The organism is Flavobacterium sp., from assembly GCF_013823965.1.
Taxonomy (GTDB): Bacteria; Bacteroidota; Bacteroidia; order Flavobacteriales; family Flavobacteriaceae; genus Flavobacterium.
On the sequence record NZ_PNNA01000039.1, the window covers coordinates 1 to 21379 of the forward strand.

At 36.5% G+C, this 21379-nt stretch carries 17 protein-coding genes; 5 read left to right on the top strand and 12 right to left on the bottom strand.

The genetic code is table 11. The features are described from left to right. Positions 1 to 192: 192 nt before the first annotated feature. Together C0430_RS04535 and chrA are read left to right on the top strand one after the other, a co-directional pair. Entirely contained in the window at positions 193 to 1110 is a 918-nt protein-coding gene (locus C0430_RS04535; RefSeq protein ID WP_290865935.1) for a hypothetical protein, read from the top strand. 846 nt (positions 1111 to 1956) lie between these two features. After that, positions 1957 to 3267 carry a chromate efflux transporter gene (gene chrA, locus C0430_RS04540; protein WP_290865937.1) on the top strand — a complete coding sequence of 437 codons (1311 nt, stop codon included), beginning with the start codon at positions 1957 to 1959 and terminating at the stop codon, positions 3265 to 3267. A 292-nt stretch (positions 3268 to 3559) separates the two neighbouring features. On the opposite strand, the gene C0430_RS04545 is transcribed toward chrA, so the two are convergent. The 7 genes from C0430_RS04545 to C0430_RS04575 form a co-directional block, all read right to left on the bottom strand. After that, a complete protein-coding gene (locus C0430_RS04545) occupies positions 3560 to 4813 on the bottom strand; it encodes a nucleoside permease (RefSeq protein WP_290865939.1) in 1254 nt (417 codons plus the stop codon). 733 nt (positions 4814 to 5546) lie between these two features. After that, positions 5547 to 6191, bottom strand: a complete 645-nt coding sequence (gene pdxH / locus C0430_RS04550) for a pyridoxamine 5'-phosphate oxidase (protein ID WP_290865941.1) — start codon at positions 6189 to 6191, stop codon at positions 5547 to 5549. A gap of 209 nt (positions 6192 to 6400) precedes the next feature. Further along, complete coding sequence (locus C0430_RS04555; protein WP_290865943.1) at positions 6401 to 7306, bottom strand: ribonuclease Z; 906 nt, start codon at positions 7304 to 7306, stop codon at positions 6401 to 6403. A 77-nt stretch (positions 7307 to 7383) separates the two neighbouring features. After that, complete coding sequence (locus C0430_RS04560) at positions 7384 to 7716, bottom strand: ribonuclease Z (RefSeq protein ID WP_290865945.1); 333 nt, start codon at positions 7714 to 7716, stop codon at positions 7384 to 7386. Between the two features lie 72 nt (positions 7717 to 7788). Further along, on the bottom strand, positions 7789 to 8715 hold the full coding sequence (locus C0430_RS04565; RefSeq protein WP_290865947.1) for an aspartate carbamoyltransferase catalytic subunit: 927 nt from the start codon (positions 8713 to 8715) through the stop codon (positions 7789 to 7791). 7 nt (positions 8716 to 8722) lie between these two features. Beyond that, positions 8723 to 9262: a bifunctional pyr operon transcriptional regulator/uracil phosphoribosyltransferase PyrR gene (gene pyrR, locus C0430_RS04570; protein ID WP_290865949.1), complete on the bottom strand. Its 540-nt coding sequence runs from the start codon at positions 9260 to 9262 to the stop codon at positions 8723 to 8725. 143 nt (positions 9263 to 9405) lie between these two features. Then, on the bottom strand, positions 9406 to 11022 hold the full coding sequence (locus tag C0430_RS04575) for an ATP-binding cassette domain-containing protein (protein ID WP_290865951.1): 1617 nt from the start codon (positions 11020 to 11022) through the stop codon (positions 9406 to 9408). A 397-nt stretch (positions 11023 to 11419) separates the two neighbouring features. On the opposite strand from C0430_RS04575, the gene C0430_RS04580 reads away from it, so the two are divergent. Next, a complete protein-coding gene (locus C0430_RS04580) occupies positions 11420 to 12856 on the top strand; it encodes an MFS transporter (protein WP_290865953.1) in 1437 nt (478 codons plus the stop codon). A 176-nt stretch (positions 12857 to 13032) separates the two neighbouring features. Here C0430_RS04580 and C0430_RS04585 read toward each other — a convergent pair whose 3' ends face one another. Continuing rightward, on the bottom strand, positions 13033 to 13203 hold the full coding sequence (locus tag C0430_RS04585) for a hypothetical protein (protein WP_290865955.1): 171 nt from the start codon (positions 13201 to 13203) through the stop codon (positions 13033 to 13035). A 192-nt stretch (positions 13204 to 13395) separates the two neighbouring features. Here C0430_RS04585 and fumC point away from each other — a divergent pair, with 192 nt between their 5' ends. Next, positions 13396 to 14793: a class II fumarate hydratase gene (fumC, locus tag C0430_RS04590; RefSeq protein ID WP_290865957.1), complete on the top strand. Its 1398-nt coding sequence runs from the start codon at positions 13396 to 13398 to the stop codon at positions 14791 to 14793. Between the two features lie 62 nt (positions 14794 to 14855). On the opposite strand, the gene C0430_RS04595 is transcribed toward fumC, so the two are convergent. The 3 genes from C0430_RS04595 to corA form a co-directional block, all read right to left on the bottom strand. After that, on the bottom strand, positions 14856 to 16040 hold the full coding sequence (locus tag C0430_RS04595) for an acetate kinase (protein WP_290865958.1): 1185 nt from the start codon (positions 16038 to 16040) through the stop codon (positions 14856 to 14858). A 140-nt stretch (positions 16041 to 16180) separates the two neighbouring features. After that, positions 16181 to 18274 carry a phosphate acetyltransferase gene (gene pta / locus C0430_RS04600; RefSeq protein WP_290865960.1) on the bottom strand — a complete coding sequence of 698 codons (2094 nt, stop codon included), beginning with the start codon at positions 18272 to 18274 and terminating at the stop codon, positions 16181 to 16183. Between the two features lie 71 nt (positions 18275 to 18345). Further along, a complete protein-coding gene (gene corA / locus C0430_RS04605; RefSeq protein ID WP_290865962.1) occupies positions 18346 to 19416 on the bottom strand; it encodes a magnesium/cobalt transporter CorA in 1071 nt (356 codons plus the stop codon). Positions 19417 to 19961: 545 nt separating this feature from the next. On the opposite strand from corA, the gene C0430_RS04610 reads away from it, so the two are divergent. Next, positions 19962 to 20564, top strand: a complete 603-nt coding sequence (locus C0430_RS04610; protein ID WP_290865964.1) for a hypothetical protein — start codon at positions 19962 to 19964, stop codon at positions 20562 to 20564. A 124-nt stretch (positions 20565 to 20688) separates the two neighbouring features. Here the strand turns inward: C0430_RS04610 and C0430_RS04615 are convergent. After that, a partial coding sequence (locus C0430_RS04615; protein WP_290865966.1) for an Hsp70 family protein occupies positions 20689 to 21379 on the bottom strand: 691 nt, incomplete at its 5' end.

Below are 21379 nucleotides of genomic sequence, written 5' to 3' on the forward strand. Positions count from 1 at the left end.
CGATGGAGTACATCCCTCCGGGCTGCACTCCATCGGGCTCCGGCTTCGCCTTGGTGAGCGGATCGCCCCTTTTCAGGGACATTCCCCATCACCGGCTTGTACGCATTCCGCTTCGGAGCAAGCTCCTCTCGGAACGACGAACAAGCCGGAGCCCGTTACAGGAAACCTTGTCCAAAAAATAACCGAACAATTATGAATTATATAAAAGTCATCATCTTACTGTTTTTTTTAACTGGTTATTCACAAACGAACGTTGATTCCATCTTTACCTTTTCAAAATATGAAAATATTGATTATGAAAAAAAGGGAGATAGAATTAGAGGCATTTTAAATCAGGATAAAGACGCTTTAATTATAAACTTGGACGACAGCAAATACATCTGTTTGAAAAATAATAAAATAAATTGCTATACAATATGTAAAGACACAATAATGAACATAATAAAACTGGATAGTATTGACGCAATGAAATGCAAGAAATTAATAGATACACTAGTCTCTATTGACCCAACAAAAATAACCAATGAAATTGATAAAGAAGGAAATAGAACAGTTGTTCAGGATGGGGGTGAATTTGAAGTTTCGGTTTATAAAGGGAATAAAAATTTAAAACTTTATAGTTACTCTCCTGACGTTTATATGGAAGATAAATTTCCTTTCGCTGAAAACAGAAAAACATTTTTATATACTTATTTAGATTTAGAAAAATATTTTTATGACAAAGAATTTGAACGAGTGAAATCTTTAGATACAATCTATTTGTTAATTAAAAAAGGGAAAAATGTACAATATATTGTTGATATAAATAAATTAAAGAATATACGGCAAGAAAATTATTTCTTCAATTTTAATTGTTCATCTGGCCAATTTATTAATTTAAATCGCTTTAGTTCTATTGAACCAACGAATGCATTCTATAGAAAGAAATCATTTTTAAAAACCAATTCTAACAAAATATTGCATTCTGACTATTTACAAAAATTCACCCAATGTGATTTGAACCAATTAATAAATTCAAATATGAAAAAAGTTTTTATTATTGACAAAGACGAAATTAGAGATGGAAAAATAAAGATTAAAGAGTTCAGAGGTGGAACCTATTGTTTCTAAAAAAGATTATACTGAAATTGGTTCAATAAAAGAAGTTAACGTTATGTGACTTTTAAAACAACAACTGAATGCTAAAAAGGCTTCCTGTAACAGCTACTACAACGGATTTGGGCAATTGGCTTAATTGAAAGATGGTTTTGTATTTGAATGATTTGGCAAATCCGAAGAATAGGTTTAATTTAGTCCCAAACCCGCTGTAGTACCAGAACGTTAGCGGTAATACTTGCCAGCCTTTTTTAAGAGAAAATATGATTATATCAATAAACCTTTCTTTTTGCTTATTCTTTGTTTGGGTGCCGACATTCATTTATCCGCCAGTACACAAACAATTAAGAGATGATACAACTTACCTTGCTGCCTGCATAATATCAATTATACCAATTTTTATTTCAGCTTATATGTGGTTAGGCTTCTCGCTAACAGAAATCGAAAAAGTTAATTCGCTTATTGGTTTGGCTCCAATAACCTTTCTGATACTTTATAAGCAATTTGATAAGTTGAGCTTAGAAGAATACAAAAGGAATATTTATTTTTCTCGTAGATAAGTTAGCGATGAAGAATCTAGAAACCAAACTTGGTCAGAAATGATTTTTCAATGGGTTTTGGTAGCAACTCCATTTTTGTGGATTGGAATTGGATTGTTGATTTTCAAATAACGCGTGCAAGTACAACCGCTAACAGCGGTTTCGCGCAATAGCTTTTATGCATAAAAAGGAAACGGATTTCCCGCTGGAAAATCCTATCTTAGCCGGACAACAATCATCACGAACACCGCTACTGCGCGAAGCCGCGAAACGTATGTGCAACCCTAACAGCCGATCGAGCAACAACAAAAAAAAGTGACAAATGGAGAAACCGACTTTCAAAGAGGCGTTAAAATTTTGGACTAAACTTGGTTTTATTAGTTTTGGTGGACCCGCTGGACAAGTTGCAATAATGCACGAGTTTTTAGTGGATAAAAAGAAATGGATAAGCGACAGCAAATTTCTACACGCTTTGAACTACTGTATGGTTTTGCCGGGACCAGAAGCACAACAATTAGCAACATATATCGGTTGGATGCTTCACGGAACTATGGGGGGACTTGCTGCTGGAATATTATTTGTGTTGCCTTCACTGTTTATTCTACTTGGACTAAGTGCAATTTATGTTTCATTCGGAAACTTACCTTGGGTTTTTGCAATATTTAGCGGACTAAAGCCAGCCGTAATTGCTATTGTAATTCTTGCACTAATCAAAATTGGAAAAAAATCGCTCCTGAGTCCGTTTCATTATTTTATTGCTTTTGCAGCTTTCATTTGTATTTTCTTTTTTAATATTCCGTTTCCAATTATAATAGTCGGGGCAATTATTACAACAACCATTTGCCGACAGTTTTTTCCAACATTCTTTGATTTAAGTATCAACAAGACTGCTCAAAAAGAAATTGACGAAAAAGAATTTTATATAAACAAGCACACGATAACTCCCAACATCGGTTTTAAGCCAACACGATTTTGGAAACAGGTAAGCGTTGGTGTTTTGCTTTGGTCCATTCCCTTGGTTGCATTTTATTTTCTTACAAGCGACTTTGAATTTTGGAAAAAACTTTCTTTGTTTTTTACACAAGCAGCATTTGTAACATTTGGCGGTGCTTATGCGGTTTTGCCTTACGTTGCACAAGTAAGTGTTGAAAAATTCAACTGGTTGACTAACTTACAAATGATAGATGGACTTGCACTTGGCGAAACAACACCAGGTCCTTTGATTATGGTGCTTGTGTTTGTTGGCTTTATGGCAGGTCATAATCATTTCGGAAACTCAGTTGCAATGGGAAGTCTTGGACTTTTGACGACAACCTTTTATACCTTTTTACCTTGCTTTCTTTTCATTCTTGTTGGTGCACCAATCATTGAGCGGACACAGGAAAACAAACGGGTAAAAGAAATTCTTGCACTTGTTACAGCAGCAGTTGTTGGTGTAATTCTCAACCTGACGATGTATTTAGGCCAAGCAGTAATTTTCCCAAAGGACTTTTCATTTGCAGGACTTGACCATATCACTCTGGGCTGGACAATAATTTCATTCCTTGCAATGTATCGCTTTAAAACAGGAATGCTAACTTGGATTGGTATTAGTGCCGTTTTCGGACTTGCATATTATTTGATAACACATTGACAAATGGAAAGAAGGGCAGCACATAACTGCGGTTTGGCTAAAGTGACGGTTTTGTTCTCCGCAGACACATTTGCGGTTAATCATGGTTCGGTTCTCCGCATCAACTTTTATAGTGAAAATCCGATAGCCCAGATATGCCATATACATCTCGCTCACAGCTAGCGCGGATTTGTAATCCGTGCCTACATACACAAGCAAAACTTCCAACATTTTGAAGCTTGGAAACTTTATAAAACTAGAAACCCGACAGTTTAAAAAAAACGTGTCGGGTTTGACATATAAAATAATTTTCCTAGTGACTCACATTTGCCACTTCTTCCGGATTGTGTTTGTGTTTGAACAAAACGGCAAAAGCAATCGCAATCACCAAGGCATAGGAAGCAAAAGCCAACCAGATGTTATGCCAATCCCTAACGCCATTGTGGGTGAAAAAAGCATCGATCACTTGCCCGCTAATTATTCCTCCAAAGAAAGCACCAAAACCGTTGGACATCATCATGAACAATCCTTGGGCACTGGAACGTATTTTAGAATCAGTGGTCGTTTCGATGAACAATGAACCGGAAATATTGAAAAAATCAAATGCCATGCCGTAAACGATGCAAGACATCACAATCATCCACAAACCATCCGTGGGATTGCCGTAAGCAAACCATCCAAAACGCAACACCCAGGCCAACATTGAAATCAACATTACCTGCTTGATTCCAAATCGTTTCAAGAAAAAAGGAATGGCCAAGATAAACAGTGTTTCCGATATTTGGGATATCGACATGATAATCGTGGAATATTTTACGACAAAAGATTCTGCGTATTCTGGAACATTGGCAAATTCAGAAAGATAGGTGTCCCCGTACATATTGGTCAATTGCAATGCTCCTCCCAAAAACATCGAGAATATAAAGAACAACGCCATTTTGTATGTTCCAAATAATTTAAAAGCATCCAACCCTAATTTTTGGAATATAGAAGAGCCTTTTTCAATCAATTTTTGTGGCGGACATTTTGGCAACGTAAAAGAATAGATTCCCAATACAAAGGCCGCAAAAGCAGCAATATAAAACATGTTGGCCGAGGCTTTGTTTCCCGACAAATTAGTCAACCACATCGCGGCAATAAAACCAATGGTTCCCCAGACCCTGATGGGCGGAAATACCTTTACGACATCATAATCATTGTTTTTTAAAATATTGTAAGCCACGGAATTTGACAAGGAAATAGTAGGCATGTAACAAAGCATTGCCGCGAAAATTATCCAATAAAAAGTTATCGGGTTGTCAACTTGAGGTATGCAACAAAGAGCCAAACCTCCCAAAACATGCAATATGCCATATAATTTTTCGGCATTTACCCAACGATCTGCCACAATTCCTATCAGCGCAGGCATGATAATTGAAGAAAGTCCCAATGTTGAAAAGACGGCACCAAATTCGGCGCCACTCCATTGTTTGGTTCCAAACCAATAATTTCCCACGGTAATTAGCCAAGCACCCCAAATAAAAAATTGAAGAAAGCTCATTAACGTTAGTCGATTCTTAATATTCATAATAGTCAAGCTTAAATTTATTCTTTTGCGTAAATCTAATACTTATATTAAGACATTCAAATTAAAAACATAAAAAAATTCGCTCTAAATAAAAAAACCATCACGGTTTTCGTGATGGTTATTCTAACTAATCAACAAACTAAAAAACTCAATTTTTTTTTAAATTTTAGCAGGCTAAATCTAAAGTAGATTGTGGGGCAAACTCTTTTAAATTTTTGTCATTCTTTTTATTAATTAGCAAGTTAAATTTAAAGTAGATTGTGGGGCAAACTCATTTAAATTCTTGTCATTCTTTTTATTATCAGGTTAAATTTAAAGTAGATTGTGGGGCAAACTCTTTTAAATTCTTGTCATTCTTTTATTATCAGGTTAAATTTAAAGTAGATTGTGGGGCAAACTCTTTTAAATTCTCGTCATTCTTTATATTATCAGGTCAAGTTTAAAGTAGATTGTGGGGCAAACTCTTTTAAATCTTTACAACATTTTTCTAAATCAGGTTAAAATAAGATGAAAGTAATTGTGGGGGCAATTCTTTAAAAATATTTGATAATTTAAATAATATTGTTTTTATTTCTTGATTCAAATGTACGCCAATCATCGATTAAAAACCAAATAAAATCGATGAAATACACAAATTAAATAAAAAACAAATAATTAACTTACAAATAAACATAAATTTAAAACAAATAAATCCGTGTGGTTCCGTAAAAAAGAGAAGCGTTTGAACCTGATTTTAAGGTGAAAGTCTATCTATTTTCCAAGAATAATCTTCCTGCAAATGATAGCGAATACGATCGTGCAATCTATTGGGTCTTCCTTGCCAAAATTCAACCTGAACAGGTCGAACCATAAAACCGCCCCAAAATGGTGGTCTTGGAATTTCTTTTCCTTCAAAATCTTTTTCCAATTGTTTCAAACCTTCTTCCAGCACTGTTCGAGAGGGAATAATCTCGCTTTGATTGGACACAATGGCGCCTAATTTACTTCCGGTTGGCCTGGATTCGAAATAACCATCAGAAATATTCTCCGAAGTTTTTTCGGCAACCCCTTTTATAATTACCTGGCGTTCCATCGAGTGCCAATAAAAAGAAAGACAAACATTGGGATTATTGGCAATAGCCCTACCCTTTTCCGAATTGTAATTGGTATAAAAAATGAATCCTTCGTAGGTAAATTGTTTCAAAAGCAATACTCTCGATTTCGGAAAACCATCCAAGCCGATGGTGGAAACCGTCATTGCATTGACTTCGTCCACGCCACCAAAATCTTCCACTTCGTGAAACCATCTATTGAATAAATTGATGGGATCTTCGGGAATGTCCGTTTCCAGAAGTTCGCTTTTTTCATACGATTTTCTATAATTGCCTATGTCTTTCATTTGTTTGGATTAATGTATTGGGTGCAAAATTACCATGTTTTTAAAAACCTATCGTATTTTGTGCACAAATATAGTTTCTATTTTATATTATTGTCAGGTCGAGTGCAGTCGAGAAACTATTAATAATTGCAACTCGCCTTTAGCCAGTCTTGAGCAAAGTCGAAAGAACACGATGTGGTAAAAAATGAAAGAACAACTATCATTTATGATCAAAATTCAAATGATTTGCCGTCATCGGCCAAAAGGATATTCGGGAAAATGGTTTCGGCTTGTTCTTTAAAAAGTTCCAAGCTTTCATAACGAGTCGAATAATGGCCCAAAACCAATTGTTTGACATTGGCTTTCAAGGCGATGGTTGCCGCTTCTTTTGCCGTGGAATGCATTGTTTTTCCGGCCAAAACTTCTTCTGAATCCAAGAAAGTCGATTCGTGGTACAATACATCAACTTCGTTTATAATGGGAATAATGCTTTCATCATAGGCAGTGTCCGAGCAAAAGGCATAACGCAAAGGCGGAACGGGATCAAATGTCAATTTATGGTTTTCAATAACGCGACCGTCATCCAGCTTGATGTCTTTTCCGTTTTTGATGTTTTGGTAATAGCATCGGTCTATTTCGTAGTTTTGAACGGCATTCAAGTCCAATTTTCGTTCCCTGATTTTTTCTTGAAACAAAAACCCGTTTGTGTAAACCCTGTGTTTCAAAGGAATTGTCTTTACGATTACCTTGTCATCTTCAAAAACGACTTCACTTTCCCTGGATTCCAATTCGTGGAAAAACAAGCCGTAATTTGTCCAAGAATTCGATAATCGCAATTGCAAATTAACGATTTCCTTGATTCCTTTTGGACCGTAAACGTGCAAGTCGGTGGTTCGGTTGAGCAAGGCAAAAGTAGAAATCAAGCCAATCAAGCCAAAAAAGTGGTCGCCATGCAAATGGGAAATAAAAATGTGGTTGATTTTTGAAAACCTGATTTTATTTTTGCGCAACTGTACTTGCGTTCCTTCGCCACAATCGATTAAAAACAGTCTGTTCCTGATTTCTAAAACCTGTGAAGTGGGATTCGTAAAAGTTCGTGGTGTGGCTGCATAACAGCCTAATATGGTTAGATTCATTTAATTTTAGAGTTTAGATTTTCAGAATTTAGATTTTTTCAGCTTTGAATCTAAAATCTAAAATCCTAAATCTCAAATTAGAAGCCCAAATCTCGTTCAATTTCTTCCATTTCAATGATATCGTGGGCTTCTTGCAAGGATCGAACAACAGCCAACTTATGTGAAACAGCATTAAAATCAATTTCCGAGGTTACTATGACAAATGATTTTTTGGATTTTTTGTGTGTTTTTGACAGTGGCAAAAAACTGTCGATTTCTTTTACGGAAAGAACTTTATGCGGCCTGATATCAATAATGATATTGTGTTTTTGGAACGTTTTGTATTCATGGGTTAATTTCAAACGAAATGAAACCAAATCACCCTGTGTATCTTTTATGGTAACAGTATGTCCTTTTTGTTCTACTTTCATGACATTTAAAATTAGGTTATTGCTAATTTACAAAGAAAATTTGGCTTTTGACAATTTCGAATAGTGCAAAATTTACTGAATTTTTGAAGCCAACAAATAAATTACCGCCATTCGAATCGCGACACCGTTTTCCACCTGGTTCAAAATCACCGATTGTTTGGAATCAGCCACATCTGAAGTGATTTCCACTCCACGATTGATTGGTCCTGGATGCATGACCACTATTTCCTTGTTTAGCGAATCCAGCAAGGTTTTGTCCAGTCCATATTGCTGGGCATATTCCCGTGTTGAAGGGAAAAAATTCACGTCCATTCTTTCGTTTTGAACGCGAAGCATATTCGCTACATCGCACCATTCAAGTGCTTTACGCAAATCAGGCTCCACTTTTACTCTAAGTGATTCAATATATCTTGGAATCAATGTTTTTGGTCCACAAACCTTGACTTCGGCACCTTGCATTTGCAAAGCATAAATGTTCGAAAGCGCCACTCTGGAATGCAAAATATCACCCACGATAACCACTTTTTTTCCGGCTACATCGCCCAGTTTTTCACGAATGGTAAAACTGTCCAACAAAGCTTGCGTGGGGTGTTCGTGTGCTCCGTCACCAGCATTGACGATACTTGCTTTCACGTTTTGGGACAAAAAATGGGCTGCACCTGGGCTGGAATGTCGCATCACGACCATATCCACTTTCATCGAAAGAATATTGTTGACGGTATCAATCAGGGTTTCTCCTTTTTTTACCGATGATTGCGCTGCCGAAAAACTAATCACGTCGGCCGACAATCGTTTTTGGGCCAATTCAAAGGAAAGTTTGGTTCGGGTACTGTTTTCGAAAAAGATGTTGGCAATGGTAATGTCTCGAAGGGAAGGCACTTTCTTGATGGGACGATTGATGACTTCTTTAAAATGATCGGCGGTTTCAAAAATAAGGTCAATATCTTTCTTGTTGATATATTTGATTCCCAATAAATGATTTACACTTAACTCGCTCATTTTACTCTTATTTATTAATTAAATAAACGGCATCTTCCCCGTCTTGTTCTTTCCAACACACCTTTACTTTCTCGTCGTTGATGGCATCTACCTGACGGCCGCGAAAATCGGGTTGAATGGGCAAATGACGGCTAAAACGACGGTCGATAAGCACCAATAATTCAATTTCCGATGGCCTTCCAAAGGATTGAATGGCAGTCAATGCCGACCGAATGCTTCGACCTGTATATAAAACATCGTCTATGAAAACGACTTTTTTGTTTTCTACGATAACATCAATTTGGGTTTTGTTGGCTTCCAATGGTTTGTTGGTTCTTCGGAAATCGTCCCTGAAGAAAGTGATGTCCAAATACCCCAAGGCAATTTTTGGAATGCCATATTCTTTTTCCAACAAATCTTTTAATCGCTCTGCCAAGAAAGTGCCACGCGGCTGGATACCAACTAAAATGGTATCCGAAAAATCAAGATGTTTTTCGATTAACTGACAGGCCAAACGATGCAGAATGATATTGACTTCTTTGGAAGTGAGCAATACTTTTTGACTCATGATGAAGTGTTGTTTGGGATGTAAAGATATACTATTTTTTGAAATTTCTAATTTGCTTTATCCATAAAAATTTTCAAAAAAAATCCCGCTACATCGCAGCGGGATTAAATCTATCATCTAATTGTCTATTCTCTTTTATCTTTTTAAGAATACATTTTCGTTCTTAATTCCTGAACACCTTCGTTATCCAAGTATTCATCGAAAGTCATGTAACGGTCAATCGCTCCTTTTGGAGTCAATTCCACTACCCTGTTTCCAACGGTTTGGGCAAACTCGTGGTCATGAGTGGTAAAAATCACGGAACCTTTATAATTTTTCAATGAGTTGTTGAAGGCCGTAATTGATTCCAAATCCAAGTGGTTTGTTGGTTCGTCAATCATTAAAACATTGGCTCTTTCCATCATCATTCGAGACAACATGCAACGCACTTTTTCTCCTCCTGACAACACATTGCAAGTTTTTAACGCTTCTTCTCCGGAGAAAATCATTTTCCCCAAGAAACTACGAATGTTTACCTCGTCACGTTCTTCTTCTGTTTTTACCCATTGACGCAACCAATCCACAAGTGAATAATCATTTTCAAAAAACGAATGGTTATCGCCCGGCAAATACGCTTGATTTGTGGTAACTCCCCAATCGTATGTTCCTGAATCCGCTTTTTGGTTTCCGTTCAAGATTTCGTAAAAAGCCGCTGTGGCACGGGAATCTTTAGAGAAAAGCACAATTTTATCGCCTTTGGCCATATTCAAATCAACACCTTTAAACAAAAGCTCTCCATCAACTGAGGCACTTAAATCCTGGACATTCAAAATTTGGTCACCGGCTTCACGTTCCTGGTCAAAAATAATCGCAGGATAACGTCGGCTTGATGGTTTAATCTCTGAAATATTCAATTTCGAAATCATTTTTTTACGAGAAGTAGCTTGTTTGGATTTGGCCACATTCGCAGAAAAACGACGGATAAATTCCTCCAATTCTTGTTTCTTTTCTTCGGCTTTCTTGTTTTGTTGTGCCCGTTGTTTGGCCGCTAACTGGCTGGATTCGTACCAGAAAGTATAGTTTCCGGAGTAATGGTTTATTTTTCCAAAATCAATATCGGAAATATGGGTACAAACCGCATCCAAAAAGTGACGGTCGTGAGAAACCACGATTACGGTATTTTCATAATTGGCCAAGAAATTTTCCAGCCAAGCAATGGTTTCAAAATCCAAATCGTTGGTTGGCTCATCCATAATCAACAAATCGGGATTTCCAAAAAGGGCTTGCGCCAAAAGCACGCGCACTTTCATTTTTCCTTCCAAATCAGCCATTAAAGTATAATGATTGTCTTCGGTAATTCCCAAATTGGACAACATCGAAGCGGCATCAGAATCGGCATTCCAGCCGTTCATCTCTTCAAATTGCACTTGCAACTCGCCTATTCTATCTGCATTTTCATCGGTATAATCCAAGTACAAGGCATCCATTTCAGTCTTTACTTTATATAAAAACTTGTTTCCCATCATCACGGTTTCAAGAACCGTATGTTCGTCAAACATGTTGTGGTTCTGGTTCAAAACCGACATACGCTTTCCTGGTTCTAAATGGATATGTCCCGAAGTAGGATCCATTTCGCCCGAAATTATTTTAAGAAAAGTGGATTTTCCAGCACCATTGGCTCCAATGACACCATAAATATTGCCATTTGTAAAGACCGTATTTACTTCGTCAAACAGGATTCTTTTGCCAAACTGAACTGATAAATTATTAACTGATAACATGAATTGAATTTTATAAAATTTTTGCAAAAGTACGAAAAAAAAATAGATTTTTTTGTGGTAAAATAAAAACACGAAATCCTGCACAACGGGACTATTGGCATTTGAATGACAAAAAAATTAGCCCGAAAAAAAGAGTAAAAAATGCAATAGACCTATTTTGGCAAGACTTCAATCATTATTGATTTTGCGGTTTGCTCGCCACGCGCCATTACTGATGTAAATTAACAAATTAATAAAAATTATATGTGTTAATTACACTTAACAGCCTATTATATCGATTTCGTTAATATTATACGAAAATTTATCAAAATATATTTTGTAATGGTTGCCAATACCAATATATTTATGGCAAAAAGTATATTACAAAAAAAACTTAATCTATTAACTAATTTAAATTATGACTTCCGAAAATTCACAAACCAAATGGGGACAATTCATTCCCCTAGTAATAGTATTCTTCTTTTGGGGATTTGTTGCTGCCAGTAATGACATTTTAATTCCAGTATTCAAAAAAGCGTTTGATTTAACACAAGGCCAAAGCCAGTTTGTTTCAATCGCTTTTTATATTTCTTATACAGTTGGATCCTTAATATACATGGGGGTTTCTTTATTGATGAAACAAGATTTGGTAAACAAAATTGGTTATAAAAATGGACTGGCATTGGGATTGATAATTTCCGCACTGGGAACTTTGTTGTTTTATCCTGCAGCCAATACAGGTTCTTACACTTTAATGCTTGCTGGTTTATTTACTGTTGGATTAGGATTTTCTTTGCAACAGACAGTTGCCAATCCGTTGGCAATTGCTTTGGGACCAATAAAAACGGGTTCTCAACGATTGACTTTGGCTGGAGGCATCAATAATTTTGGAACAACGATTGGACCACTAATTGTGAGTTTTGCCATTTTTGGCGCCACTTCAACTGGAAGTACTGATATGAGTATTGAAAGCGTTAAAATTCCTTATTTAATATTGGGGTTGGCATTTGTGCTTGTGGCTGTTTTATTGAAATTCTCTTCATTACCCGAACATCCTGAAACGATAGTGGAATCATTAGAAGATGCCGCTTCTTCAAAAAGTTCGGCTTTACAATATCCTCAACTGGTTATGGGAATGATAGCCATCTTTCTTTATGTGGGTGTCGAAGTTTCTACTGCAAGTAATTTACCTGCTTACATGGAAAGTAAATTAGGCTTTGCCATTGGCGAAATTGCGCCTTATATTTCTTTGTATTGGGCGAGTTTGATGATTGGTCGTTGGACTGGAGCCGTTGAAGCTTTTACCGATAATATGACTACTCAAAAAGTGCTGCGCTTCTTGGCTCCTTATTTAGCATTTGGTGTATTCTTGCTTGTAAATGCGATAGCAAAACACGATTTGACTCCTTTCTATGTTTATGGATTGATTATTTTGGTGTTAATTGCCGCAGATATGGCCAGTAAAGGAAATCCTGCCAGAATGTTGCTTATATTTTCTGCTTTGGGAATTGTGGCCTTGTTTACTGGAATGGCAACCACTGGAATTGTCAGTGTTTATGCATTCACGAGTGTAGGTTTATTTTGTAGTACACTTTGGCCTTGTATTTTTACTTTGGCAGTTAGCGGATTAGGAAAACACACCAGTCAAGGAAGTAGTTTCTTGATCATGATGATTTTTGGCGGTGGAATCATAAGCTGGTTACAAGGATTTGTTTCTGACAGCATAGGTATTCAAAACAGCTACATTGTTGGTGTTTTGTGTTTTGCTTATTTGGCATTTTATGCTTGGAAAGTAAGCGGAATTTTGAGAAATCAAGGTATCGATTTTGACAAGAAAATTAGTGGCGGTCACTAAATAAAGAATTTGCATGAAACATTTCAAAAGAGACTTTATAATAGAGTCTCTTTTTTTTTGCAGGCTTTACTATTTTTTTATCCAAGAAAAGTTTTTTTATGGATAGGAAACACATACTTTTAAACATAAAAAAAAGGATTCGTTTTCACGAATCCTTTTTTTATTTAACAATCAATCTAAACTGACTGTTCTTGTTTCTTTTTTGCCTTTTTTTCTTTATAAGCTTCCCAAGTTGCTCCGCCAACCCAATAGGATACGAAACCAACCAAGAAAAACATCAACCAAAATCCTATTGTAAGGACGGTCAAAAAAAGTAAAAAGCCTAAATACTGTGTAAAATCAAACATTTTTTCCGGAATTTTTGAATGTAGCCACAAATGTAGGTTTAAAATTTTTTCTTACCAATAAAATAACTAATAATATTTTTTATAAACAGAAGTAATTTGTAATTTTAGAACCATTTGAATTCCATTTCTTCAGCTATTTATATTGAATTTGTTAAAAACAGAAAGAATAACAAAATACAAAACAACAATAAAATGAAGTATAGAATAGAAAAAGATACCTTGGGCGAAGTACAGGTTCCTGCCGATAATTATTGGGGAGCACAAACGGAACGTTCCAGAAACAACTTCAAAATTGGCCCATCGGCTTCAATGCCCAAAGAAATTATCGAAGGTTTTGCTTATCTAAAAAAAGCGGCAGCTTACGCCAATTGTGACTTGGGAGTACTGACAATCGAAAAACGCGATGCCATTGCTGCTGTTTGCAACGAAATCTTGGCAGGTAAACTAGCTGACGAATTTCCGTTGGTAATTTGGCAAACAGGCTCGGGAACACAAAGCAACATGAACGTGAATGAAGTAATTGCCAATCGTGCCCAAGTATTAAAAGGATTTGCCATTGGCGAAGGCGAACAATTCATCAAAGCCAACGATGACGTGAACAAATCGCAATCTTCCAACGATACATTCCCGACGGCAATGCACATTGCGGCCTACAAAACCGTTGTCGAATCCACCATTCCGGCTGTCGAAAAACTAAGAGACACGCTTCAAGCGAAAGCCAAAGAATTTAATACTGTCGTAAAAATTGGTCGCACACATTTAATGGATGCAACGCCTTTGACCTTGGGGCAAGAAATTTCAGGATATGCAACGCAATTGAGTTATGGTTTGAAAGCGGTAAAAAACACATTGGCACATTTATCAGAAGTAGCTTTGGGTGGAACTGCCGTAGGAACGGGCTTGAACACGCCCGAAGGTTACGATGTAAAAGTAGCCGAATATATTGCGAAATTCACGGGACATCCTTTTGTGACTGCTCCCAATAAATTTGAAGCTTTGGCGGCTCACGATGCCATTGTGGAAACCCACGGTTCTTTGAAACAATTGGCGGTTTCCTTGAACAAAATTGCCAACGACATTCGAATGTTGGCTTCCGGACCTCGTTCTGGAATTGGGGAAATCATCATTCCGGAGAACGAACCAGGTTCTTCCATTATGCCGGGAAAAGTAAACCCAACCCAATGCGAGGCTTTGACGATGGTTTGTGCGCAAGTGATGGGAAATGATGTGGCGATTTCCGTTGGAGGAATGCAAGGTCATTATGAATTGAATGTTTTTAAACCAATGATGGCGGCCAATTTCCTGCAATCGGCGCGATTGTTGGGAGATGCTTGCCTTTCTTTTGAAGAACATTGCGCCAGCGGAATCCAACCCAATTACAAACGCATTGACGAATTGGTCAACAATTCCTTGATGTTGGTTACGGCTTTGAATACCAAAATTGGCTATTATAAATCCGCCGAAATAGCACAAACTGCGCACAAAAATGGAACTACTTTAAGGGAAGAAGCCATCCGTTTGGGATATGTTTCTGCCGAAGATTTTGATGCTTGGGTAAAACCGGAAAATATGGTTGGAGGTTTGAAATAAAAAAACCTGCAATTTGAAGTTGCAGGTTTTTTATGGATACTTATTTGTCCTAAAATAATCTATCAAACGGAAAGCAAATCATAAACTTGATTGGCGATTTCAATTTCTTCATTGGTAGGAATCACCAAAATTTTGGTTTTTGATTGTGGCAAATTGATTTCACGGATTTCTTTGGAACGGATTTCGTTTTTGGCCTCGTCTAATTCAATCCCGAAAAACTCCATATCGGTACAAACCAATTTTCGGATGTAAGAAGAATTCTCTCCAATTCCTGCCGTAAAAATAATGGCATCCAATCCATTTAAAGCTGCAGCATAAGAACCTATGAATTTCTTGATTCGGTAAGCATTCATATCCAAAGCCAATTGACAATCCTTGTTGCCTTGTCCAGCATTCGACTCAATATCCCTCAAATCACTGAATCCGGTTAATCCAAGCATTCCGCTTTGTTTTTGCAACATGGTGTTCACGTCGGCAACGGAATATCCTAATGAATTGACCAAGTGAAATATCACGGATTGGTCTATATCACCACTTCGGGTTCCCATAATCAAACCGTTCATTGGAGCAAAACCAAGAGAAGTATCGATACTTTTTCCGTCTTTTATGGCAGTCATGCTACAACCATTTCCAAGATGTATGGTGATGATTTTTGAACTATTTTCCAAGTAATCGATCGCTTTCTCCGAAACATATTTGTGACTCGTACCGTGAAAACCGTACACACGTATTTTATTTTCAGTCAAAAGATAGTTGGGAACGGCATATTTATGCGCCACGACAGGAATTGTTTGGTGGAAAGCCGTGTCAAAAACAGCTACTTGAACAGCTGAATCGAAAATTTCTTCGGCCACAATGATTCCTTCAAAATTGGCTGGATTGTGCAATGGAGCCAAATCAAAGAGTTGTTTGATTTTTTCTTTCACGTCATCGTCAATGATTGTCGTGTTCGAAAAATTGCTGCCTCCATGCACTACGCGGTGACCAACGGCATTAATTTCTTGGGTACTTTTGATCACTCCCACTTTTTCGTCCATCAATAGACGGGCGATTTTTTGCAATCCAATTTTGTGATTGGCAATGGGCAACGTTTCCTCAATTTTATTGGTATTGGTCACATACGTCAAATTGGATGTTTCCAATCCTATTCTGTCAATCATTCCGGAACAAATGACTTCGTTGGAAGGCATTTCGATTAATTGGTATTTTATGGAAGAACTTCCCGAGTTTATTATTACTATTTTCATTATTTATTTTTTTTCCTCTCCCCGACCCTCTCCAAAGGAGAGGGAGACGTAGGTAGATATGTTTTGTAAATATTTTTATTCTTTATATTCAGTTATCAAACTAATCGTTTTGACAATTGTCCGATTAATCCTTTGCAATTCTATAATCCTTGAGCTTGAATGGCTGTAATCACGACCGTGTTGATAATATCGTCAATGGTGCAACCTCTACTCAAATCGTTAACCGGTTTATTCAATCCTTGCAACATTGGACCGATGGCCAACGCGCCAGTTTCTCTTTGAACTGCTTTGTAAGTGTTGTTTCCGGTATTCAAATCAGGGAAAACCAAAACGCTGGCGTGTCCTGCCACTTCTGAATTCGGCATTTTGCTTTGTCCCACTTCTGGATCAACGGCTGCATCGTATTGAATTGGGCCTTCTATTTTTAAATCCGGGCGTTTTGCTTTCACAATTTCGGTTGCTTTTCTCACTTTGTCCACCTCATCTCCTTTTCCTGACGAACCGGATGAATAAGAAAGCATCGCAATTTTTGGTTCAATTCCGAAGGCCAAACTTGATTCTGCAGAGGAAATGGCAATTTCTGCCAATTGTTCTGCCGTAGGGTTTGGATTGATGGCACAATCACCAAAAATAGAAACTCTATCTTCCAAACACATAAAAAAGATGGAAGAAACTACACTTGAATTTGGTTTAGTTTTAATGAATTGCAAAGCTGGTAAAATGGTATGTTGGGTGGTGTGGGCTGCTCCGGAAACCATTCCGTCCGCATGTCCTTTGTAAACCATCATCGTGCCAAAATAAGAACCATCCTCCATTAAATCTCTTGCTATTTCGAGTGTCATTTTCTTTTCCTTTCTCAGCTCGTAATAGGTATTCACGTAATCATCATAATGTTCGTCTTTGCTTGGATTTATGATTTGAACTTTAGAAAAATCGAAAGTCAAACCTAGTTCCAATACTTTGTTTTCAATTTGTTTTTTGTCGCCAATAATTGAAATGTCAACCACGTCCATAGCCAATAATCTGGAAGCTGCCGTAATAATCCTGTCGTCATTTCCTTCTGGCAAGACAATGTGTTTTCGGTGCTTTTTAGCTCTTTTTACCAAATTGTATTGGAACATTTTGGGTGTCATTCCTTCCGATTCGAACTTGATGAATTTTTCGGTCAAACCATCTAAATCAACATAATTTTCGAAAGTGTTGATGGAAGTCAGTATCTTCTCTTTATTGTTGGCATAAATTTTAGGTTTTATGGCTCCTATTTTATTGGTAATGACATAAGTACCTTCTTCTACCGCAATAATGGGTACAATGGTGGAAAGTCCCTCAATCAATTTCAAAATACTCTCTTCGGGGATGATGTTTCCTGTCAAAACGATTCCTGAAATAGCAGGATAATTTACGGATTCGTTGGCTTGCAATGCTCCCAAAATTATGTCGGCCCTGTCGCCTGGAGTTATTACCAATCCATTTTCTTTTAGGTTCAACAAATAGTTTCGCAACTGCATCGCTCCTACGCTAAAACTTCCGATTTGATTGTTCAAAAAAGCTGCTCCAAATAAAACTTTGGCATTCAATTCTTTTACAATCTCTTGAATGGTCGGGTTGTTCAAACTGGATATTTTGGGTATCGAATTTACCAACACTGCTTCTGGCAAGCTTTTTTTCAAACCGGCCGTTACTAATTCAAGATTTTCTGGTTGCACTTTATTGGCAATTACGGCCAAGACTTCCACCTCTTTCACTTTAAAGGAATCGTATGCCAAATGAAGGCTGTCGACTAATTCTTCCAACGTTTTCCCAACACCGGAACCAACAATGATGGCTGGTATTCCCAAGTTCTTGGCTATCAAAACATTTATGTCTAATTCGATAACCGTGCCTTCGCCAGTGAAACTCGTTCCTTCGACCAACACAAAATCAAATCGTTCTTCCAGGCGTTTGTATTTCTCGATAATCAAATCGATTACCTCTCCTATTTTTCCTTTATTTTTCTTCTTGATCAACTTGCTTTTCGTGATGGCATAAGCATCTTGGAATGGAATATCCAATCCAAAATGATTGATGACCGTTTCGATGTGGTTGTCTAATTTGTCTTCTTCAAAATCTTCCACGATAGGTCTAAAATAACCAACTTTGGCTGTTTTACCCATAAGCATGCTCATCAAGCCCAAGGTAATAATCGATTTACCACTATTCTCTTCGCTAGTAGCTATGTATATAGCTTTGTTCATTTTCTTATTTATTTAATTTTATTTTTATTCAATTTTATAATAATCCCCATTCTATTTTAAGTTTCAAAAAATTAAAACCAACGCCGCCTTTTAAAATAATAAATCATTCCCAAAACGATCAAACCCATAAATCCCACAACGGTGTAATAGCCGTTTTCAAATCGCAATTCCGGCATATTGTCAAAATTCATTCCATAAACGCCCACAATAAAAGTAAGCGGAATAAAAATGGCCGAAACGATGGTCAGCGTTTTCATGATCTCGTTCATCTTGTGCGTTTGGGCCGAGAAAAAGAAATTGGAAGCACTTTCCAACGAACCCATGTCGGATTCAATTTGTTCTAAAAGTTCCAAACTTTTTTGGTGTAATCTGGCAAAAAAAGTAAAATTTTCTGCTTCAATCACGTTGAAAACATCGTCATCCTTGATGCTTTTTATTTCATATAACGAATCCCTTAGCGGAATGATGGAACGTTTCAGGAAATTAAAATTGTCCCTATGTTTCTCTATTCTTTCCAAAATTATCGGATTGGCACTTTCTTTGGTAAGATCAATCAAACCCTCTATTTTGTCTTCTTCATTTTCTATGGTAACATAGAAATTTTCCATTATGGCGTCCAAAAGAATATAAAGCAAATAATCCGCTTTTTTAGTCCGGACTATTCCGGAATGGGTTCTAATTCGCTCTCGAATGTGCGTAAAAAAATCACTTCTTTTTTCTTGGAAAGAAATCAAGATTCCTTCTTTTATCAAAAAACTGATTTGCTCCACTCTTATTTCATCCGAATTCTCGGCTGGCAACAATGATTTTATGTTAAAAAACAAACAGTCATGCTGCTCTTCTATTTTGGTTCTTCTGGTGGTATTCAAAATATCGGCAAGCATAAAGTTGTCGATTTCAAAATAACTACTGATAGATTTCAAAAAGTCGAGATCATTTAGACCGTGAATATTAAGCCAATTTGTTTTTTGGTGATCAATGTTTTGTTTTAAATCCGAAACATTAAAATCCTCACATTCAGCTAAATTAAGGTCATCATAAACAAACAGTTGCATTTCTGAATCTGTTTTTTTGTGAATTCCGGTATATTCCAAATTATAAGGTTGGAGTTTTCTGCCTTTCTTATATTTGATCTTTCTCATCCCAATCATTTTTATGTAGTAATATTACGAAAATCTTTTAAAACGAATACCCATTTATGGCTTTTGCTTTCCTTGAAACAAAAAACGATTTCGCATATTATTTACAAAGTACAAATTTATTTATAATTAATAAACACTTTTATGAGATTAATCATTGGATTATTATAAATAAAATTATTATAAAAAAGAGCTTAAACACCCAACAAACAGTGCTATTTTGGAATTAATGAAGAAATGGCATCAAGCGAAGTGTTTATTGAGAAAAACAAAAAAAAATGTTTTAAAAAAACGAATCCAACAAGTATTTAATAATTATTGACTTGTTGAAATTGGAACTGGAAAACAGGTTGTTTCGAGTTTTTTTCCCTGAATTTAAATTAATACAAACCCGACAGATTTTTAAAACCTGTCGGGTTTAATAATTGAAAACCTGACAACAAGCAGTTTTGAATCCAGTATTATATATTTTAAAAAAAATTACTATTTTTAACTTAAGCAAACCCGACAGTTTTTTAAAACCTATCGGGTTTAATAAAAATTATGCTATGCAACAAATTGAAACACTAGAATTCGGAAAATACTACCATATTTATAATAGAGGGATCAATAGCGAGAATCTTTTCAAAGAAAATCGAAATCACGAACATTTTTTAACACTCTACAATAAACACATTGATTCAATTGCCGAAACCTTTGCTTGGTGCTTATTGAAAAACCATTTTCATTTGTTGGTTAGAATTAAAACCTTTGAAGAAATTCTGCAAACTCACGAAGAGTATGAAATTAAAAAAATTATTGCTCCACATCAATCATTTGGAAACCTATTTAATGCCTATACAAAATCAATCAACAAGAGTTTTAATAGACACGGAGCACTATTTGAAAGACCATTTAAAAGAAAACATATTGATAATGATGCTTATTTGCAAAACGTCATAAAATATATTCATTACAACCCCGTAAATCACGGTTTTTGCCAACATCCAATTGAATATCCGTGGAGTTCTTATTTGACTTGTATTTCTGAAAAACCAACCAAACTAAAACGTGAAAAAGTAATTTCATTATTTGGAAACATCGATGATTTAATACAATTGCATAATCAAAATGAAAAATTTAATGATTTAGAAAAATATTTGAATTTGTAAACAACAACAAACCCGAAAGGTTTTCAAAACCTGTCGGGTTTACTTTTTAAAATTATCAAACAAAAAAACCGAGCCATTACTGACTCGGTTTCCATCTTGGCAATTGGTGCCAAAATCTTGATACTTATTTTACTTCTTCGAATTCAACGTCTTCCACATTGTCTCCTTGTGGTTGTTCTCCTTGTGGTTGTTGAGCACCACCTTGAGCTTGTTCCCCTTGGGCATACATTGCTTCAGTTGCTGTTTTCCAAGCTGCATTGATTTTGTCAAGTGCTACTTGAATGGCATCGATGTCTTGAGATTGGTGAGCCATTCTCAATTCAGTCAAAGCGTACTCGATAGCCACTTTGTTGTCATCAGTCAATTTATCTCCAAGCTCTTTCAATTGAGACTCAGTTTGGAAGATCATTCCGTCAGCTTCGTTCAATTTTTCAGCTCTTTCTCTTGCAGCTTTGTCAGCATCAGCGTTAGCTTCAGCATCTTTTTTCATTCTTTCGATTTCTTCGGCAGTTAATCCAGAAGAAGCTTCGATACGAATGTCGTGAGATTTTCCAGTTCCTTTGTCAGTTGCAGAAACTTTGATGATACCATTGGCATCGATGTCAAAAGTTACTTCAATTTGAGGAACTCCTCTTGGTGCAGGTGGGATACCGTCCAAGTGGAAACGACCAATTGTTTTGTTGTCGGCAGCCATTGCTCTAGCTCCTTGCAATACGTGGATTTCAACAGTTGGTTGAGAATCGGCTGCAGTAGAGAAAACTTGAGATTTTTTAGTTGGAATAGTTGTGTTAGACTCAATCAATGTAGTCATAACT